16 protein-coding genes and 1 pseudogene are annotated in these 19,476 nt (G+C 68.2%); 9 read left to right on the forward strand and 8 right to left on the reverse strand.

The features are described from left to right. Positions 1 to 47 precede the first annotated feature (47 nt). Entirely contained in the window at positions 48 to 971 is a 924-nt protein-coding gene (locus KI388_RS03495; protein WP_215087998.1) for a cation diffusion facilitator family transporter, read from the reverse strand. A 171-nt stretch (positions 972 to 1,142) separates the two neighbouring features. Between KI388_RS03495 and KI388_RS03500 the strand changes: the two genes are divergently transcribed. Then, positions 1,143 to 1,844 carry an HD domain-containing protein gene (locus KI388_RS03500; RefSeq protein ID WP_215087999.1) on the forward strand — a complete coding sequence of 234 codons (702 nt, stop codon included), beginning with the start codon at positions 1,143 to 1,145 and terminating at the stop codon, positions 1,842 to 1,844. A 14-nt stretch (positions 1,845 to 1,858) separates the two neighbouring features. Here KI388_RS03500 and KI388_RS03505 read toward each other — a convergent pair whose 3' ends face one another. Continuing rightward, positions 1,859 to 2,575, reverse strand: coding sequence for a TetR family transcriptional regulator (locus KI388_RS03505; RefSeq protein ID WP_215088000.1), 717 nt, complete (start codon positions 2,573 to 2,575; stop codon positions 1,859 to 1,861). Between the two features lie 168 nt (positions 2,576 to 2,743). On the opposite strand from KI388_RS03505, the gene KI388_RS03510 reads away from it, so the two are divergent. After that, a complete protein-coding gene (locus KI388_RS03510) occupies positions 2,744 to 4,456 on the forward strand; it encodes a hypothetical protein (protein ID WP_215088001.1) in 1,713 nt (570 codons plus the stop codon). Between the two features lie 123 nt (positions 4,457 to 4,579). After that, complete coding sequence (locus tag KI388_RS03515) at positions 4,580 to 7,078, forward strand: MMPL family transporter (RefSeq protein ID WP_215088002.1); 2,499 nt, start codon at positions 4,580 to 4,582, stop codon at positions 7,076 to 7,078. A gap of 57 nt (positions 7,079 to 7,135) precedes the next feature. On the opposite strand, the gene KI388_RS03520 is transcribed toward KI388_RS03515, so the two are convergent. Then, complete coding sequence (locus tag KI388_RS03520; protein WP_215088728.1) at positions 7,136 to 7,558, reverse strand: hypothetical protein; 423 nt, start codon at positions 7,556 to 7,558, stop codon at positions 7,136 to 7,138. A 250-nt stretch (positions 7,559 to 7,808) separates the two neighbouring features. Here KI388_RS03520 and coxB point away from each other — a divergent pair, with 250 nt between their 5' ends. Continuing rightward, positions 7,809 to 8,585 carry a cytochrome c oxidase subunit II gene (coxB, locus tag KI388_RS03525; protein WP_215088003.1) on the forward strand — a complete coding sequence of 259 codons (777 nt, stop codon included), beginning with the start codon at positions 7,809 to 7,811 and terminating at the stop codon, positions 8,583 to 8,585. Continuing rightward, positions 8,582 to 11,080, forward strand: a complete 2,499-nt coding sequence (locus tag KI388_RS03530; RefSeq protein WP_215088004.1) for a cbb3-type cytochrome c oxidase subunit I — start codon at positions 8,582 to 8,584, stop codon at positions 11,078 to 11,080. The genes coxB and KI388_RS03530 overlap by 4 nt, the downstream gene beginning before the upstream one ends. A 29-nt stretch (positions 11,081 to 11,109) precedes the next feature. Here the strand turns inward: KI388_RS03530 and KI388_RS03535 are convergent, their stop codons facing one another. Further along, entirely contained in the window at positions 11,110 to 11,619 is a 510-nt protein-coding gene (locus tag KI388_RS03535) for a zinc ribbon domain-containing protein (protein ID WP_215088005.1), read from the reverse strand. 77 nt (positions 11,620 to 11,696) lie between these two features. Here KI388_RS03535 and KI388_RS03540 point away from each other — a divergent pair, with 77 nt between their 5' ends. Beyond that, positions 11,697 to 11,840 carry a hypothetical protein gene (locus KI388_RS03540; RefSeq protein WP_215088006.1) on the forward strand — a complete coding sequence of 48 codons (144 nt, stop codon included), beginning with the start codon at positions 11,697 to 11,699 and terminating at the stop codon, positions 11,838 to 11,840. A gap of 58 nt (positions 11,841 to 11,898) precedes the next feature. Further along, a complete protein-coding gene (locus KI388_RS03545; protein ID WP_215088007.1) occupies positions 11,899 to 12,888 on the forward strand; it encodes an NAD-dependent epimerase/dehydratase family protein in 990 nt (329 codons plus the stop codon). A 24-nt stretch (positions 12,889 to 12,912) separates the two neighbouring features. Here KI388_RS03545 and KI388_RS03550 read toward each other — a convergent pair whose 3' ends face one another. Together KI388_RS03550 and KI388_RS03555 are read right to left on the reverse strand one after the other, a co-directional pair. Continuing rightward, complete coding sequence (locus KI388_RS03550) at positions 12,913 to 13,662, reverse strand: GNAT family N-acetyltransferase (RefSeq protein WP_215088008.1); 750 nt, start codon at positions 13,660 to 13,662, stop codon at positions 12,913 to 12,915. Positions 13,663 to 13,726: 64 nt separating this feature from the next. Beyond that, positions 13,727 to 14,524, reverse strand: a complete 798-nt coding sequence (locus KI388_RS03555) for a pirin family protein (RefSeq protein ID WP_251133200.1) — start codon at positions 14,522 to 14,524, stop codon at positions 13,727 to 13,729. Positions 14,525 to 14,726: 202 nt separating this feature from the next. Between KI388_RS03555 and sod the strand changes: the two genes are divergently transcribed. Next, on the forward strand, positions 14,727 to 15,326 hold the full coding sequence (gene sod, locus KI388_RS03560; protein ID WP_215088010.1) for a superoxide dismutase: 600 nt from the start codon (positions 14,727 to 14,729) through the stop codon (positions 15,324 to 15,326). 732 nt (positions 15,327 to 16,058) lie between these two features. On the opposite strand, the pseudogene KI388_RS03565 reads toward sod, so the two are convergent. Continuing rightward, positions 16,059 to 17,020, reverse strand: a pseudogene (locus KI388_RS03565) (ArsR family transcriptional regulator). Between the two features lie 146 nt (positions 17,021 to 17,166). Between KI388_RS03565 and KI388_RS03570 the strand changes: the two are divergent. Continuing rightward, positions 17,167 to 18,654 (forward strand): aldehyde dehydrogenase family protein, encoded by a 1,488-nt coding sequence (locus KI388_RS03570; RefSeq protein ID WP_215088011.1) that lies wholly within the window; start codon positions 17,167 to 17,169, stop codon positions 18,652 to 18,654. Between the two features lie 56 nt (positions 18,655 to 18,710). On the opposite strand, the gene tenA is transcribed toward KI388_RS03570, so the two are convergent. Next, positions 18,711 to 19,370, reverse strand: coding sequence for a thiaminase II (tenA, locus tag KI388_RS03575; protein ID WP_215088012.1), 660 nt, complete (start codon positions 19,368 to 19,370; stop codon positions 18,711 to 18,713). Positions 19,371 to 19,476 lie beyond the last annotated feature (106 nt).

The following is a 19,476-nucleotide window of genomic DNA, read 5'->3' on the forward strand; positions in this document are numbered from 1 at the left end:
GGCAAAACCCGCACGCTGCCGGCGGTTTCGGCCCGGAGCGCACGGTCTCACTCGGCGGCGTCCGACCCCTCCGGCGAGTCCTTCCACTCCCCGAGTCCGGAGGGGTCGAGGTGGACGTGGACGTCGCCCACGTCCTCTAGCGCCCGGAGCGACGTGACGAGTTCCGTCTCCACGTCGTGGGCCTCGCGGAGGGTCATCTCCCCGTCGACCTCGACGTGGACCTCCACCTCTAGGTCGGTCCCGTCGTAGAACACGGTGAGGTCGTGGACCCCCTCGACGGCGGGCTGATCGCGGAGCGCGGCGACGACGCGCTCGCGGTCGCCCGGCGGCGGGGCACCCCCCACGAGGTAGGTGACGTTCTCGCGGCCGATCTCGACTCCCTGATACACGACGAGGACGCTGACGAGCGCCCCCGCGACCGGGTCGAGGATCGGGACGTTGAGGAACACGCCGAACACGCCCACGAGCGCCGCGATAGTGGTGTAGATGTCGTTGAGGCAGTCGGCCGCGAGGGCGGTCAGCGCGGTCGAGCCGAGGTCGGCGTTCACCAGTTCGGTGTACCAGTACAGCAGGTACATGTCGGCAACCGCGAACACGAGGGCCGCGACGAGGACCGGGCTGGCGGTCACCTCCACCGGTCCGACGAACCCGAGCAGCGACTCGCGCAGGAGGATTAAGCCGAGGATACCGATCGTCGCGCCGACGAAAAGCGCCGTCAGCGGCTCGATCCGCTGGTGGCCGTGCGGGTGGGTCTCGTCGGCGCTCTCGTACCGCGAGCCCCCCCAGACGAACACGACCGCGCTGGCGACGAGGTCGGCCACGGAGTGGGCGGCGTCGGCCACCAGCGCGACGCTGCCGAACGCGAGCCCCGCCGCCCCCTCGACCGCGATCTTCACCGCGTTGCCGGCGACGTTCACCGCCGCCGCCCGCTGGAACCGAGCGCGGTCGCCGCTCCCGAAGGGACTCGACATAGACGCCGGTGTGCCCCCTATCCTGTTAAGCGTCCCGCGTCGCGCCGGGGGTGCCTCGTCGCCCGACGGCGGCCGCCGTCGGCGGCCGTCTCCGCCGGGAGACTCCGTCGTAACGCCTAAGACCGAAACGCTCCTCGGTGACGGTAATGAATCACGATCTTTTCGCCCGAGGTGGTCCCGGTGGGCGTCGAAATTAAGGAAACGGAGGTGCGCGACGAGGATTTCGAGGAGATGAAGGGGTTCGTCCGCGACTACCTCGCGGCCAGCGTCGAGGGCGAGGACGACGGCGGACGCATGCGCTGGTACCCGTGGCACTCGTCGTCATACCGCTTCAACCACATCCTCAACGTCGTCGACCTCGCGACGGAGATCGCGGAGGCCGAGGGCGCGGACGTGGACGTGGTCCGAGTCGCGGCCGTCTTCCACGACGTCGCCAAACTGGAGGCGGAACAGGACGTCCACGCGGAGGCCGGCGCGCGCGTCACCCGCGAGTACCTCCAGAGCCGCGGCAACTACCCCGAGTCGTTCATCGAGGAGGTGTGCGGCGCCGTCGTCGACCACTCGTACACCGGCGACCTCGCTAACGTGTCCTTAGAGAGCCGATGCCTGATCGAGGCCGACGTGCTCGACAAGGTCGGCGCAAACGGCGCCGTCCTCATGCTGTTGCGGATGGGATACGAGTCGCGCACGCACATGGACAGCGCGAAGATGGTCGACCGCGTGCTCCAGCGCGCGCACGACCACACCGAGCGCGTCGTCTCCGACACCGCGGAGAGCATCGCGCACCAGCGAATCAAGCGCGTGAAGTGGATCCGCGAGTGGCTCGAAGAGGAGGTCTCGCGGATGGACGCCGAGGGCGTCACCGACCGCTGACGGCGCCTCCGTCCCTACTCCCCCGAACCGGTAGTCTCCACGAGCGGCAGCGTCGCCTCCAGGTACCGATCGATCCCCGCCCGCGACGACGCGACCCACTCCCGCTCGTTCGTCGTCGCCCACCGGAACATCGCTCCGGTGGCGAACGTCTGGAGCGTCGACGCGACCTCCGACGCGGGGACGGTCCGGTCGCCGTCCGCCCGCTCGGCGTCCCCGCGGGGCGTCTCGGCCGCCGCCTCGCGGACGAGCCGTTCGAGGTACTGGCCGAAGACGCGGTCGCTGCGATCGAAGTGCTCGCGGTACGCCTCGTCGCTGCCGGCCTGCGAGCGGAGTTCGGTCATCACGGTGACGAACCGGGCGTCCGGGGCGTACTCGTCGTCGAGCGACGCCGGGTCGACCGCGGCCGTGAGGTAGCCGTCGAGCTGCTCGCGCGCCGAGCGGTCGAACGCCTCTTCCGGAGCCATCTCCGGCACGTCGTCCGCCGCCGACGCCTCCGCGGGGGCGCCGTCCGCGATCGACGCCTCGAACTCGTCGAGGAGGTACTCCAACAGGTCGATAAGCAGGTCGTCTTTCCCGTCGTAGTGGTGGTACACGAGCGACGGGCTCTTGTCGAACTCGTCGCCGATCCGCTGGATCGTGACGTTCGCGTACCCGTGTTCACAGAGCGCGCGGAACGCCGCGCCGAGGATGGCCTGTCGGGTGTCCGACGGCTCCGCGAACGGGTCGTTCATACGAGGCTCGTAGGCGGCTGCGATATATAGCAGCCCTGATTGAACGTTCATTCAACACGCTTATTTCTCGGGCGACCCAGCGATCTGTATGACTCGTTCCGACGCGTCACGGTACGGCCGGTCGCCGCGGGCGACCAGACTCGCTCGCGGGACCGGCGGAGGGGATCGATGAGTCGGTCGACGCGGATCGCGACCGTCGCGCTCGCCGTCGTCGCCGCGAGCGCGCTGCTCGTCGGCGTCTCGCTGGCCGGCGCCGCGGCGCCGAGCGCGGGGACGGCGGACGGCGGCGATGCGGCCGCGCTCTCCGGAATCGACGGCCCGCTCGCCGATGGCGCAGTCGCGCAGGCAGGTACCGAATCGGACCCGACTGACAGACAGGTCCGCGGGTCGCCCGTGTTGGAGCTGTTCGCCTCCCAGCGGTCGGTGCCGGCCGGAGCGGAGTCTACCGTCACGGTCGACATCGTCAACACCGGCGAGATGGAGATCGGTAACCAGCTCAACTCCCGGGTCACGACCGCGCGCGGGCTCACCCTTGAGATCGACGACAGTGACGTGCCGATCGACGTTGAGGACGGCGAGATACCGGTCGGCGACGTCTCGACCGCCGCGAGCCCGGTCCCCGTCCAACTGGACGTGACCGTGCCCGACGACGTGCCCGACGGCAGGTACGAGGTGGAGGCGACGGCCCGCTACCAGTACACCTTCGAGATAATCCCCGAGTTCAACGACCACAAGGACCGCCGCGGCGTCGACGACTTCGACCTGACAATCGTCGTCGACGACGGCGCGCGCTTCGCGGTGCTGGAGACCGACACCGACGCGCAGGTGGGCGGGAGCGGCGACGTGACCGTCACGATGGCGAACGTCGGCGACGAGACCGCCCGCGACGCGGTCGTTTCGGGGACCACGACCGCGCCCGGCGTCCGCCTCGGAGAGGGCGGCGGCGAGTCGTTCGTCGGTAACTGGGCGCCCGGCGAGAACCGGACGGTGACGTTCGACTCCGCGGTCACGGAGTCGTTCGGCGGCGGCGCGTACGCGCTCTCTTCGACCGTCGACTACCGCGACCCCGACGGCGTCGACGCGACCGCGGCGGCCGCGCGCGCCGGGGTCGTCCCGATCCGCGAGCAGTCGTTCTCGCTGGAGGACGTCTCCGGGACGCTCGAAGTCGGCTACTCCGGAACGGTGTCCGGGACGATCACGAACGAGGGACCGCTCCCCGTCGAGGACGCCGTCCTCGTGGCCGACTCCGGGAGCAACCGCGTGAGCCTCGGAGAGAGCCGCTACGCGCTCCCGACGATCCCGCCCGGCGAGTCCACGGAGTTCTCGTTCGACGCCGACGTGAGCGGGAGCGCGGACCCCGGACCGCGGCAGTTCCGGTTCACCACCGAGTACGACAGCGGCGACTCGACGGTCGCCGTCGAGGAGACCCGTCGCGTCGAGGTGGCGCCCCGGCAGCCCGAGTTCGAGCTCGCGGTCGACAACGCCACCGTCCCGGCCGGCGAGACCCGACGGATCAACGCCACGATCACGAACCAGCGGCCGGAGACCCTCTCGTCGATCAACGTCGGGCTGTACGCCGACAGCCCGCTGACGGCCGTCAACGACGAGGCGTTCGTCGACGAACTGGAGCCCGGCGAGTCCGAGGAGATCTGGTTCGAGGTGTCCGCCGCGTCGAGCGCGAGCGTCGAGGACCACCCGATCGAACTCGACTTCCGGTACGACGACGAGCGGGGCAACGACCGCATCTCGGACGTCACGCAGGTCCCGGTGTCGGTGACCGCTCCCGTCGACGACGGGGGGACGCCAACCGGACTGATCGCCGTCGGCGTCCTGCTCGTCGTCGCTGCCGTCGGCGGCGCCGTCTGGTACCGACGGCGGTGATCGGATGACGGGACACGCCACCGCTCGACCGCGAGACGGAGTCCGCGCTCGGCCGGCCACGAGCGCGTCGGCTCGACCGGTACCGGGGCGCCCGACGGCGAGACGCCGGACAGCGGGGCGCCGGTGACCGCGGCCGACCGCCTCATCGAGGAGATCGACCGCGTCGTCACGGAGCGGCCGCTGGCGGTTCTGGCGGTCTTCCTCCTCCTCACGGTCGCCTTCGCGGGCGGCCTGACGGGCATCGAGACGAGCGCGGGCGCGGACCAGTTCACGCAGGACATCCCCGCGCAGCAGGCGCTCGACGAGATCGACGAGGAGTTCGAGACGTCGATCGGCGGCTCCGCCACCTCGGCGCAGGTGATCGTCTCCGACGACAACGTCCTCTCGCGGGACGCCCTGGTTCGGACCTTGGAGACGCAACACCGGTTGGAGTCGCGCTCCACCCTCCGGGTCGCGTCGACGTCGAGCCACGCGGACGCGATCGCGAGACAGCTGGACCCGAACGCCGCGAGCGCGGCCGAGCGGCGCGACGCCGTGGCGGAGGCGACGCCCGCCGAACTGCGGACGGCGATCGCGGACGCGGACGCCGCGGGCGCCATCGCGGCGCAGGTGTCCGTCGACTACAACCCCACCGCGCAGGCGGCCGACACCGCCATCGTGGGGATCACCTACGACCTGCCGGACGCGGCCACGACGGCGCGGGTGACGGAGCTTCAGACCCGCAGCGTCGACATCGTCGACTCCGTCCCGGGCAACGAGGCCGGCGAGAACGCGATCCTCTTCGGCGACGGCGTCCTCCAGTCGGAGATCACCGCCCTGTTGACCGACACCGCGATCATCGTCTTTCCGGCGGCGCTAATCCTGATCGTCGGGTTCCTGATCTTCTCGTACCGGGACCCGTTCGACATGGCGATCGGCATCTCGGCGCTGCTGCTGTCGCTCCTGTGGACGTTCGGCTTCATGGGGTACGCCGGGATTCCCTTCTCGGACTCGCTCGTGACCGTCTTCCCGCTCCTGCTCGCGGTCGGGATCGACTTCGGGATACACATCGTCAACCGCTACCGCGAGGAGCGCGCGACCGGGACCGGGATCGAGGCGTCGATGCGGACCACGACGGACCAGCTGCTCATCGCCTTCCTCTTGGTGACTATCACCACGGTGTTCGGGCTCGTCTCTAACGTGGTGAGTCCCTTCGACCCCAACCGCGACTTCGGCATCGTCGCGGCCGCCGGAATCATTTTCACGCTGGTGATATTCGGCGTCTACCTCCCGGCCGCGAAGGTGCTCATCGACCGGTGGCGAGAGGGACTGCCGATCCCGGAGTTCGGCACGAGCGCGCTCGGCTCCGGCGGCTCGCGGCTGGCGAGGGTCCTCCACGTCGGGGTCGACCTCTCGCGGATCGCCCCGGTCGCGGTCGTCGCCCTCCTCCTCGTCGGCGGTGCGGTCGGCGGCGCCTACGGGACCGGCGTCAACACGGAGTTCTCGGAGGAGGCGTTCTTCCCCGACCAAGACCGACTGGAGACGTACTCGAACCTCCCGGAACCGTTCGCGCCGACGGAGTACACCTTCCTCGACGTGTTGAACCTCTTCGAGGAGGAGTTCGAACAGGACTTCGTTGGGTCGGTGACGCTGTACATCGACCAATCGGTCAGAGACGACGACTCCTTGGAGCTGATCGACCGGACGACGCGGAACCCGCCCGACACCTTCGCGACGACCGACGAGCGCCGGGCGCAGTCGACCAGCGTCGTCACCGTGATCGACGACCGGGCGGCGCAGGACCCCGAGTTCGCGGCGCTGGTCGAGCGCAACGACCGCCTCGGCAACGGCGTGCCGGACCGGAACGTCGACGAGGTGTACGACGCGCTGCTCGATTCGCCGGCGGGGGATCAGGCCCGCGGGTACGTGGCGGCCGACCGCGGCAGCGCGCGGATCGATTACACGATCGAGCCGGGCGTCGACAACTCCGAGGCGGTCGCGGACGTGCGCGCCCTCGCCGAGCGCACCCCGCTCGAAGCCGTGCCGACCGGCGACCTCGTCGTCAACGAGGCCGTGATCGACCTGTTGACCGAGTCGGCAATCCGGAGCCTCTTCGCCGCCTTCGGGCTCACGGCGCTGTTCTTGGCGCTGTCGTACGCGTACCTCGAAGGGAAGGCGGTCTACGGCCTGTTGAACCTAGTTCCCGTCCTCGTCACCGTCGGGCTGCTCGTCGGGTCGATGCGGCTGTTCGACATTCCGCTGACGCCGATCAACGCGCCGATTCTCTCCGTCTCCATCGGCCTCGGGGTCGACTACACGGTCCACTTCGTCCACCGGTTCGTCGACGAGTTCAAGTCCGGCCTCCCGATCGACGAGGCGCTCGACGTCACCATCGCCGGGACGGGCGGCGCGCTCACCGGGAGCATGCTCACCACGGTGTCCGGGCTGGGTGTCCTGTTCCTGGCGGTTATCCCCCTGCTGCGCGACTTCGGTATCCTGCTCGCGCTCGGCGTGTTCTACGCCTACCTCTGTTCGATCCTGCTCGTCCCGTCGCTCGTCGTCGTGTGGGACCGGTACGGCCCGCTCGTCGGGCTCGGCCTCGACGACGGGCTCCGCGGAGCGAACGCCGAGAGCGGGCGCTGACGGCGGCGCTTTTCGCGACTCAGGGAGCGGGCAACGAAGAAGCGGCGACGGGGCCGATCAGCCGACGACGCCGACGACCAGCTGGACGGTGACGAGGACGAGGAACGCCGCGCCGGTCGCGAGGGTTCCGACGGCGACGCCGTGCGCGTTCCCGAGTCCGCGGCTCCGCGTCGCGAAGTAGGCGCCGAGGAAGACGAACCCCACGAGGAGGAGCCCGACGATCAGGTACGCGACGCTCACCAGCGTCCCGGCGAGCCCCTCGGGGATCCCGAAGCTCCCGACGCCGAGGAGGATGCTCCCACCGACGAGGACGGTGATACCGACGAACGAGACCGCCCACACGACCGGCGTCCGGACGACGCCGGCGAGGGTCTCGACGAGCGCCTCGTAGCTTCCGCCGGCCTCGTCGCGGCCGGGAGCGACACGTTTCCCTCCGACCTCGGCGACCGCGATGAAGGTGGCGACGACGAGCAGGCCCATCAGGCCCGTACTCAAGAGGCTGAGTGATGTCATGGATATCCGTTGTTAGGGCGTCCGTTCGTGCGTACAAATACCCTTCGACGCGCGTCCTCCGCCCCTATCGACGGCTCCGTGTTCGACGCGTCGCTCGACCGCGTGCCGGGTCGCGTCCGGGGCGGAGGGTCGGCACTTCGACCCTTGACCGCCCGCCCCGCTACACAAGAGATAAGTGTACCATCGCCAAGGGAGAGACAAGAGCAGACAGACGAACATGATAGACCCAGTTATCCTACAACAGGGGAGCGACTGGCGCGCACAGGCGGAGGTCTTCGACGAGATCTTCTTCGTCTTCCTCGCGCTCGGCACCCTCGTCGGCACCATCGTCGTGGCGTACACGCTGTGGAACGTGTACAAGTACCGCGACGACGGGAACCGGTCGGACGAGGAGTTCGACGCGCCGGTCGTCGGCGAGCTCCCGACGGGACAGGGCGGTCCGAAAGCGAAGAAGCTCTTCCTCTCGTTCGGGTTGAGCGCGATTGTCGTCATCAGTCTGGTCGTGTACTCGTACGGCCTGCTCCTCTACGTCGAAGAGGGACCAGACACCGGCGACGAGGGTGACATCGAGATCATGGTCGAAGGATATCAGTACGGTTGGGAGTACGAGTACCCGAACGGCCACACCGAACGGGGTGAACTGATCGTGCCTGCTGACCAGCGAATCGATATCAACGTGACCTCAAGGGATGTCTGGCACAATTTCGGCTCGTCGGATTTACGAATAAAGACCGACGCTATTCCCGGTGACTACAACGAGAACTGGTTCTCCGTGAGCTCCGAGGACGTCGCAGCGCAAGGCGGTGAGGCGACGTACCCCGTCGAGTGCTTCGAACTGTGCGGTCCGGGTCACTCCGCAATGGATGGACAGATAACCGTTATTCCGGAAGACGAGTGGGAAGAGTGGTACGCTAACACCGGAAACGGCTCTGAAAGCGCCAGTATCGAGGCCTCCGAGCTCGGAGCTGTGACACCGAGCGGGGTGAGCGCATGAGCGAACTACCGCCGACGACCTCGGTCAAGCGGTGGTTCGTCACGACTAACCACAAGGACGTCGGCATCCTCTACACGATCACCGCGCTGTTCTTCCTGCTGTTCGGCGGCGTGATGGCGCTGCTCATCCGCCTCCAGCTGTGGGACCCGACGAGCCAGATCCTCTCCGGGCTGGCGTACAACGAGGCCGTCACCGCCCACGGGCTCATCATGGTGTTCTGGTTCCTCTCGCCGTTCGCGTTCGGCTTCGCAAACTACTTCGTCCCGCTCCAGATCGGCGCGGACGACCTCGCGTTCCCGCGGCTCAACGCCCTCTCGTACTGGCTGTACCTGTTCTCGGGCGTGCTGCTCGGGATCAGCTTCTTCCAAGGCGGTACGCTGACCGCCGGCTGGACGATGTACGCGCCGCTCAACGTGCCGATGTACACGCCCGGTATCGGGTCGACCGGCGCGATCCTCGCGCTCACAATGTTCATTATCGGCGTCACCGCGTCGACGGTGAACTTCCTCACTTCTATCCATCACTCCCGCGCTGAAGGGATGGGCATCATGGACATGCCGCTGTTCTCGTGGTCGATCCTCGCGACCGTGTGGATGATGCTGTTCGCGTTCGCGGCGCTGCTGGGCGCGCTGTTGATCCTCGGCTCCGACCGGGTGCTCGGGAGCGTCTACTTCTCCGCGACTGAGGGAGGGGCCCTGCTGTGGAGCCATCTCTGGTGGTTCTTCGGCCACCCGGAGGTGTACATCGTCTTCTTCCCGGCGCTCGGCGTCATGCTGGAGCTGTTCCAGACGTTCTCCGGCCGCCGCCTCGTCGGTCGTAAGTGGGTCATCATCTCCATCTGTCTGATCGCCGTCCAGTCGTTCCTCGTGTGGATGCACCACATGTTCTTGACGACGATCAACCTGGAGATCAAGACGCTGATGATGGCGACGACGATCGGTATCTCGCTTCCCTTCGACCTGATCGTCTTCTCGCTGATCTACACGCTGATCAAGGGCCGGATCCAGTTCACGACGCCGTTCCTGTTCGCGTTCGGCGCGCTGCTCCTGTTCATCCTCGGCGGGATCACGGGCGTCTTCCTCGGCGCCATCGTGCTCGATTACGAGTTCCGCGGCACCTACTGGGTGGTCGCGCACTTCCACTACGTGATGTTCGGTGGGGCGACAGCGCTCGTCGGCGCGATCTACTACTGGTTCCCGAAAGTTACCGGGAAGATGTACGACGAGTTCCTCGGGAAGCTCCACTTCGCGATCTTCTTCCTCGGCTTCAACGCCGTCTACTTCTCGATGTTCCTCGCCTGGGAGACCCCGCGCCGGGTGTTCGAGTACAATCCCGAGTTCCAGATCTACCACCAGTTCGGGACGATCGGGGCGTTCGTGCTCGGGTTCTCCTTCTTCATCATGTTCTACAACCTAGGGAAGTCCTACGTCTCCGGCGAGCCGGCCGGCGACAACCCGTGGGACTACTCGCGGACCGCGGAGTGGGCGGTCTCCTCGCCCCCGCCGCTCGAGAACTGGCCTAACCGGCCGTCGTACGCCTCCGGGAAGCTGGAGTTCGTGAAAGACTACGTGCCGGACGGCGGCCCCGCGATGAAGACGGACGACAACGGCGACGTCGCAACCGACGGCGGCGACACCCACTCGTCGCACATCTCGAGATACGCTCACTGGGACAAACATCCGAGTCACGCGAGTATCTGGCCGTTCGCGCTGTCGCTCGCCCTCGGAGTGATGCTGTTCGGCCTCTCCGGCTTCGCCGACTCCGTCACCGTCGAACTGGGCGAGACGGCGCTCCAGAGCGACGTCGTCATCTCCAACCTGCTCTACCCGACCGCGATCTTGGCCGGGATCGGCGGACTCCTCTACACCGGCGTGAAGTGGGGGACTGAGGACTTCTACGCCCCGCCGACCGAGTTCGCCGAGCGCTGGCCGTTCAACGGCGTCGAGAAGGTCAAACTGGGGATGTGGTTCTTCCTGGCGTCCGACGTTCTCGTCTTCGGCGCCCTGCTGTCTGCGGCCATCTTCATCCGGTACAACGCCGGCTGGATGACGTGGGAGCCGCTGACCGACCCGCTACCCGGACTGATCAACACATTCGTGCTGCTCACGTCATCGTTCACGGTAATCTTGGCGCTGGTCGCGGCCCGCCGGAAGAGCCGGCAGGGCCTGCTGGCGTCGCTCGGGTCGACCATCCTGCTCGGGTTCGTCTTCATGGCGATCAAGATGTGGGAGTGGAACCACGAGGTCTTCGACAAGGGTGTGACGATCTCCGCGAACGCTCACGGTGACCCGATTCAGGCGTCGATCTACTACGTCACGACCGGACTCCACGGGATCCACGTACTGCTCGGATTAGTGGTAGCCATCTTCCTGTTCGTCAGGACCTACCAGGGCCACTACCTCGACGACGAGCGGCCGATCGAGTACTTCGGCCTCTACTGGCACTTCGTGGACATCGTCTGGGTGTTCGTCTTCCCGCTGTTCTACCTCTTCTGAGGCGGTCCGCGGTTCGGTTTTTTGTTCTCCTACGCGTCGCCTTCACCGACCGGTTCGGCGCACCACTGACAGAAGTCGAACGTCGGATCGGTCTCCTTCCCGCACTCCGGACAACGCACGGTCCCGTCGCCGTCCGCCGTCCCCGCGGACCGCGCGTCCGGTTCCGCTGTCATCCCCGCGGACTGCGCGCTCGGTTCCTCCGCAGTCTCGTGGTCGAGCGACTCCGTGCGGCCGGTTGCGCGGGCCGCTTCTCGCTCCTGCTCGTACGCCCGGTTGTTCCGGATCGCCACGACGTACGCGTCGATCACGCTGGCGCCCACGACCGCGGCGGCGGGCGCGACCTCCCGGACCGGCGGCGGGTCACCGGCGAGCGCGCCGGAGATCGCCGACTCGGGGACGAACACGAACACCGCCGCGGTGACCGCCACGTACCAGCCGAGCCCGCGGGCCCACCGGCGGAGGTACGCGTGGCCGAGCCCGGAGACGACGAGCGCGAGCAGGGCGGCGAGCCAGGGCCGTCGACGAGTGTGCTCCGTCATAGGCCGCCGTACGGCCCCCCGGCCCGAGAAGCTACCTCTCTCGGAGCGTTTATGTGGCGGACGCGCTGAACTCGGGTATGCTCGGAGTTCCGCTCGGCGATTTCCTCTCCGGGGCCGCGTTCGCGGTCTTCGGCGTCGGGACCTGGGGGATCGGCCTCGGCGTCGCCTACCTCCTGTACCGCCGGTGGCGGGGCGACGGTCCTCGCGACGGCGACGACTGAACCGACGCTCGAATTCCGGTTCGGCCACGCTTTTCACCTCGCTCGTCCGATCACGAGTATGACAGACACGGCGCTCGTCGTCGGCGGGACGCGTTTCATCGGTCGACACGCGGTCGGAGAACTGCTGGCGCACGACTACGAGGTCGCGATATTCAACCGCGGCAACCACGAGAACCCCTTCGACGACGATCGCGTCACCCGCGTCGAGGGCGACCGGAAAGACGAGACCGCGCTCCGCGCCGCGAAGCTGTCGGTCGAACCAGACGTCGTGATCGACTGCGTCGCCTACCAGCCGGCCGACGTGGAGGCCGCCACCGAGATATTCTCCGACGTCGACGGCTACGTGTACATCTCGTCGGGGTCCAGCTACGCCGCCGAGGAGATCCCCAAGCGAGAGGGAGAGACGCCGCTGGAGCCGTGTACAGCCGAGCAGGCGACCGACGACTCCCACGAGACGTACGGCAACCGGAAGGCCGAGGGCGACCGCGCGGTGTTCGCGGCCGCCGAGGAGGGGGTCTCCGCGATGGCCGTCCGCCCGTGTATCGTCTACGGCCCGCACGACTACACGGAGCGGCTCGACTACTGGATCGACCGCGTGCTCAACTACGACCGCGTGGTGGTTCCCGGCGACGGGCAGAACCTCTGGCATCGGGCGTACGTCGAGGACGTCGCGAGCGCGCTGCGGATCGTCGCGGAGCGCGGCGAACCGGGCGCGGCGTACAACGTGGGCGACCGGCGCGCGCTTACGCTGCGGGAGACACTAGAGGCGATAGCCGACGCCGCCGGCGTCGACCCGGAAATCGTCCCGGCGAGCGAGGACGCGCTGGCGGCCGGCGGACTCGAACCCGACGACTTCACCCTCTACCGCGAGTACCCGCACCTGCTCGACACCTGCGCGCTGGCCGACCTCGGCTGGGAGTCGACCCCGGTCGACGAGGCGATGGAACGCACCGTGAGCGAACACCGCGACTCGGACCGCGACGGGAGCGAGTGGGACCCCGGCCGCGAGGCCGAGGAACGCGTTATCGGCGTGAAGGAGACGCTCTGAGGGGGAAAGTCGCGACGACGACCGTCAGTACGCGGCGTCCCACCGGGTCGGCTTCCGCCGGTTCCCGCAGGCGCGACACTCCATCCGGTCCATCGTGTCGATCGCGACGTCGGTGCCCTCGCAGTTGCCACAGAGGTAGCCGTACCGCCGCTCGTGGTCCGGATCGGCGTACGCGACGTAGAACGGCGCCCGCGATCCGCGGTCGCTCTCGTCGAACGCGACGTGGACCGTCTCGTCCTCCTCGGTCTCGTAGGTCGCCTCGGAGATGCCGGTGAGGCGGCCGACCTGCTTGCGGTACTCCCGTTCCGCGAACCGCTCGCCGCCGATGTCGACGTCGCGCTCGCCGGCGAGTTCGTACCCCTCGCGCTCGTAGAACTCGGTCCCCGCCTCGTTGTCGACGAGAACGCGCGCCTCGATGCGGTCGACGTCGGCCGAGCGGAGCGCGGACTCGACGCGTTCGAGCAGGGCGGAGCCGATGCCGGACTCACGGTGGTCGGGGTGGACGTGGAGCCAGTCGATCTCCCCGACCCGCTCGCGGCGCCCGACGACGTAGCTCTCCGCGAAGCCGACGACGACCCCGTCGACGAGCGCGACGGGGAACACCGCGTCGTCGTCGTTGACGTCCTCGCCGAGGTCGCCGGCGTCGTACCACTCCTCGACGGCCTCGTCCAACAGTTCCTCGTCGACGGCGTGTCCGTACGAGGCCACCAGCGACTCGCGGGCGACCGAGCGGACCGCGTCGATGTCCGCGGCGGTTGCGGCGCGTAGGTCCATGCGGGTAGATCGCACCCCGGCTACAAAAAACTCGGTCGGCGTTCTCACCGCGACCCGGCGGACCTCAGAGGACGAACGGCCCGCGCTGGTCGATCGGCTCGCCGTGGGGACGCCCCGCGACCGCGACGGCGCGGAGCGACCCCTCGCTGCCGACGTCGACGGCGTCGGCGTCGGTCACCGGGAGCACCTCGCCCTCCGTAATCGAGTCGCCTCCCGCTCCGTCGTCCGCCGTTCCGTCGGTCGCTTCTCTTCCGCCGGCGCTCACCGTCCCCGCGCCGTCCACGGCGTAGAGGAAGCCGGTCCAGCCGTCCGGAATCGACCACCGCCACGAGCCGGTGACCTCGACGTCGAGGTACTCCAGCGGCGTGTGCGTCGCGAGCGGTGAGCCCTCTCCGATGACGGTGGTGACCGTCGCGCCGTCGACCCCCTTGGTCGGAAGCTCGCCGGCCGCGGCGTCCGAGTAGTCGGGATCCATCTCTTTGTCCTCGCGCGGCAGGTTCACCCAGAGCTGGAGGCCGTTACAGCCGGCGCCGTCCGCGGGGAACTCGGAGTGTCGGATCCCGCCGCCGGTCGTGATGTGCATCGCCTCGTTCTCGCGGGCGGTGTTCGTCACCCCGAGGCTGTCCTCGTGGTCCATCCCGCCCTCGATCATGTACGAGACGATCTCGAACCCGCGGTGCGGGTGCATCGGGAACCCCTCGTTCGGCTCGATGTAGAACCGCTCGAAGAGGACGAACGGATCGAGGTGCCGCGGGAACGCCTCGGTGGGGAACGCTCGGTTCGAGTTCACCCCGGTGCCGTGGCGGACGGTCTGGCCCGAGCGGGGCGCCGTCCGGGCCGCGCTCGACTCGTGTTCAGTCACGTTCGACCCGAGCCGACCGCGGGCGATAAGCATCACGATTACGGAACCGAGAAATAGTCAATTTCCTTATTGTGAATTTGTGAACGCCGCCCAGTAACCTTATTGAGCTGCCCTTCGAGTATTCGCTAATAAACAGATAGTTTACTGGAACGCGCTACAGAGAATCTTCTTACCCGTGGCGCGAGTACGACGGAACGCAACAATGAGCTACGAACTCGATCCGCTGCCGTACGACTACGACGCACTCGAACCGCACATCTCCGAGCAGGTGCTCGAATGGCATCACGACACCCACCACCAGGGGTACGTCAACGGCTGGAACTCGGCCGAGGAGACGCTCGAAGCGAACCGCGACGCGGGCGACTTCTCCTCGTCCGGCGGCGCCATCCGCGACGTGACCCACAACTCCTCGGGTCACATCCTCCACGACCTGTTCTGGCAGAGCATGTCGCCCGAGGGCGGCGCCGAGCCGGAAGGCGCCCTCGCGGACCGCATCGCGAAGGACTTCGGCTCGTACGAGGCCTGGAAGGGCGAGTTCGAAGCGGCGGCCTCCGCGGCGAGCGGCTGGGCCCTGCTCGTGTACGACTCGTTCTCGAACCAGCTCCGTAACGTCGTGGTCGACAAGCACGACCAGGGCGCTGTCTGGGGCGGGCACCCGGTCCTCGCGCTCGACGTCTGGGAGCACTCCTACTACCACGACTACGGCCCGGCCCGCGGCGAGTTCGTCGACAACTTCTTCGAAGTCGTCGACTGGGACGAGCCGTCCGCCCGCTTCGAGCAGGCCGTCGAACTGTTCGAGTAATCGGGTAATCGGACGCGTCACGCGTCCAAGATGCCGGTTCCACGCTCCTCGTGCCCGGCCGCCGGCGACGGAGCGGGACTGTGGGCAGCCGCGGCGGCCTCTTTCTCTCTGTCTTCTCGATTCCGAAGCCGTTTCTCCGGATATCTCATCGCCCGTTTATATCTAGTTAACCACAGACCGGCAGCAAACACCGCCAAAACCCCAGTCGCTCGGCTGTACGTAGATTACTGCTGATCGGTGGCCAGCACCGCCAAAGCCCCAGTCGCGAGCGCGGGCGTCGCGAGGCGCGCACGCTCGCTGTCGCCCGAAAATCTCCGATTTTCGGGATGACGAGAGAGCTTCGCTCTCTCGAACCACGCTCCTCGTCACTCGCTCCGCTCGTTCCTGCGGTGCTTACGTCGTCATCAGAACGCTTCGCGTTCTGATTGGCTCACGAGAGCTCCGCTCTCGTGAACGCCTGCGCCCGCCTCGCGACTGCCCCTTTGAGTCCCACCCCGCACAGCAACCGCACCCCACGCCTCCCCAGCCTCGTCAGTCGGCCTCCGCTACGCTCCGGCCGACTGACTCCAGCGAGGGACCGAAGGTCCCTCTGGCAGCCGGCGCGTAGCGCCGGCGACCTCGCGCGTGCTGCTCGGCCGCGAAGCGGCCTCGCAGGCACGCGCCACCGCAGTTCCTTTATAAATAGTCGTCACCGTTCCGCGGTCGTCGACCGCGGGCTGCGAGCGCAGGCGGTTACCGCGCGTCGAGTTCCGGGCCGTCGGTCTCGACGACCGTCCCGCTCTCGTCGACGCCACGCGCATCTCGTCGCCCGCACAGGCGACGGTCACTCGGACGCGGAGCGGGTCCCCGGAGACGACCGTCGTCGCGGCGTCGCTCACGCACCAGTCGAACTCCCAGAACGGCGCCGAACTCAGGTCGACGCCGCGGTCCGCGTGGAACCGGAGCACGTCGGCGTCGTCGAGCAGGAGGAGGCCGACGGTCGAGCGGAGGTCGTAGCTACAGCGCTGACAGGCGTGCTCGACCGCGACCTCCCGTCCGCCCTCCTCGGGCGTCCGGACGAGGTCGGTCTCGACGGTCCCGGTACACTCGGGGCAGACGCCGTCGGCGGCCAGGCAGTAGTGGTGGCGGACGTAGTGGTGGAACGCCTCGAGCAGGTCGTCGGTCGAGCGCCCGTCGAGCGCGCCCGCGGGGAACGGGTAGCTCACCTGGATCGCGCCGCAGTCGGCGCAGCCGATAGAGAGCGTGTCGTCGACGTACCAGGCGTGGAGGTCGCCCCCGCAGGCGTGACACGACCCCTCCGCCGGGAAGAAGCCGAGCTGCGCCCGCTCGGTCAGGGTGCCGGTGAAGATGGAGCTGACGACCTTCCGCCCGGGGGCGCGGAGCTCGTACCCCTCGTCGCGCCGCCGAACGAAGTGGTCGGTGAGCTGGTCGAGGTGGTAGCTGAAGTTCGCGCTGTCCGTCGCGCCGACCCGCTCGAACAGGTCGGTGAAGCTCACGGGCGACTCGTCGCCGCCGAGTTCGAGCAGCGCGTGGAGGACCGCGACCCGCGTCTCGTTGCCGAGGACGGCGAACACCTCGGCGGGCGGGATCCGGGATTCGGTCCGCGGTGTCGCGGCCGTGGCGTCGGCGCCGTCGATGCGGTCCGCGCGCTCCCCGTCGGAGGCGACGCCGCCGGACCGGTCGAACTGACTCATACGTCACCCCTCGTTTACCACCCGGTAAAGTCTGTTGGAGCGTCGGGGGCGGTGGGGCGGCGTCTCGGTCGGCCGATTCCACCGATCCGGCGGGCATCTCCGCTATCTGTCCGCTTTTTGCTTTTTCTACCGTTTGGTAAAACGCAATGACTGACCTATCGATCGACGCGGACTGGGACCGCCTCTACGTGGACGGCGAGTGGCGGGCCAGCGAGAGCGGCGAGACCATCGCCGTCGAGGACCCCTCGACGCGCGAGACGGTGACGGAGGTGGCCTCGGGGACCGAGGCCGACGTGGACGCCGCCTACGAGGCCGCCGCCGAGGCGCAGGAGTCGTGGGGCGAGCAGCCGCCCGCGCGCCGACAGGCGGTCGTCGAGCAGTTCCACGAGGCGCTCGACGCCCACGCCGACAAGATCATCGAGCTGTTAGAGTACGAGGTCGGCGGCTCGGCCATCATGGGCGAGACGTCGATCCAGATCGCGAGCGACCACGCCAGCGAGGCCGCGACGCTCCCGCGCCGGATGAAGGGCGAGCACGCCGCCTCGAACATCCCCGGCAAGGAGAACCAGCTTCAGGTCGGCCCGAAGGGCGTCGTCACGGTGATCTCGCCGTGGAACTTCCCGCTGAACCTCTCGATGCGGGCGGTCGCGCCCGCCATCGCGGCCGGCAACGCCGTGGTGCTCAAACCCTCGACGAACTCCCCGGTCACCGGCGGGCTGCTGTTCGCGAAGCTGTTCGAGGAGACCGACCTCCCGGACGGCCTGATAAACGTCGTCACCGGTCGCGGCTCGGAGATCGGCGACCGCGTCGCGAGCCACCCCGAGAGCGACGTCGTCGCGTTCACCGGCTCGACGAGCGTCGGCAAGCGCGTCGCCGGCCTCGCCGGCGAGAACCTCGCCGTCCCGGCGATGGAGCTGGGCGGAAACAACGCGCACGTCGTCACCGCGGACGCCGACCTCGACCGCGCGCTCGACGCCGCCGCCTTCGGCTCGTTCGTCCACCAGGGACAGGTGTGCATCTCGATCAACCGCCACGTCGTCCACGAGGACGTCTACGACGAGTACGTCGCGGGGCTCGTCGACCGCGCCGAGTCGCTGCCGACCGGTAGCGTCCACGACCCCGAGACGATCGTCGGGCCGATCATCGACGAGTCGCAGCGCGACGAGATGCTCGGCTACGTCGACGAGACGGTCGACGCGGGCGCGACGCTGGAGACCGGCGGCCACGCGGTGGACGTCGACGGTGTCGACGACTCGCTCGTCGTCGCTCCGACCGTCCTCTCGGGCGTCACCAACGACATGCCCGCCGCGGCGAACGAGCACTTCGGTCCGATCGCGCCGGTGATCCCGTTCTCCGACGTGGACGAGGCCGTCGAGATCGCCAACGACACGGAGTACGGTCTCTCCGGCGCGGTCCACTCCGGCGACCTCGGCACGGCGAAGGAGATCGCCGACCGCATGGAGACCGGCAACGTCCACATCAACGACCAACCGATCAACGACGAGGCGCACGTCCCGTTCAGCGGCATCGGCGCCTCCGGCGTCGGCCACTACAACAGCGACGCCTTCCTCGACGAGATCACCGAGACGAAGTGGATCTCGATCCAGCACGAGCCGCGCGAGTACCCGTTCTGAGCGGGCCTCCCCCGTCACCCGGCCGCTGACCGAGCCGCCTCGGTCGGCGCGTCGCCTCAGACGCTCCACGCCTCCTCGGTGTAACACATCTCCCAGAACGCGTTCTCGAGGCGGGCGCTCCGCAGGAACGCCGCCCGCATCGCGTCGCGCTCGCCGGGGGACGCCTCGCCGTACCGGTCGACGAGGTCGCGCATCCACCCGACCGTCTCGCGGAACTCCTCGCTCGTGTACTTCTCGATGAACGGCGTGTACCGGTGGTCCTCGGTCGCGAGGGCGGCCATGTGGTCCGCCACGTCGAGGTACCCCTGTCCGCACGGGTAGACGGCGGCGGCTATCTCCGCGATCGACCCCTCGTGGGCCGTCCGGACGAGGAAGTCGGTGTAGGCGGCGCAGGTCGGGGCCTTCTCGACGGCCTCCAACTCCGCGGGCGAGAGCCCGCACTCGGCGGCGAGCGACCGGTGGAGGTCCATCTCGTCGTCCAGCGTGGCGTGGGCGGTCGCCGTCAGCCGCCGGGTCGTCTCCTCGTCGTCCGCCTTCGCGCCCGCGAGCGCGAAGACCCGCGCGTAATCGAGCAGGTACCGGTAGTCCTGTTTCACCCAGTGGCGGAACGCCGCCTCGTCGAGGCTTCCCTCCGCCAGTTCGACGACGAACGGGTGTTCCTTCTGTGCGTCCCAGACGTCCGATCCGGCCTCGAGGAGTCGGTCGCTGAATCCCATCTCGTCGGAGCCTCGTTTCGGGGAGTGATATAACTAACTGATACCACCTACTAATAACATCTCGGACGGCCGCCGTCGAGGACGCGGATCGCGGGCGGGACGAAAC

It is taken from the genome of Halorubrum sp. 2020YC2 (assembly GCF_018623055.1).
Classification (GTDB): domain Archaea; phylum Halobacteriota; class Halobacteria; order Halobacteriales; family Haloferacaceae; genus Halorubrum.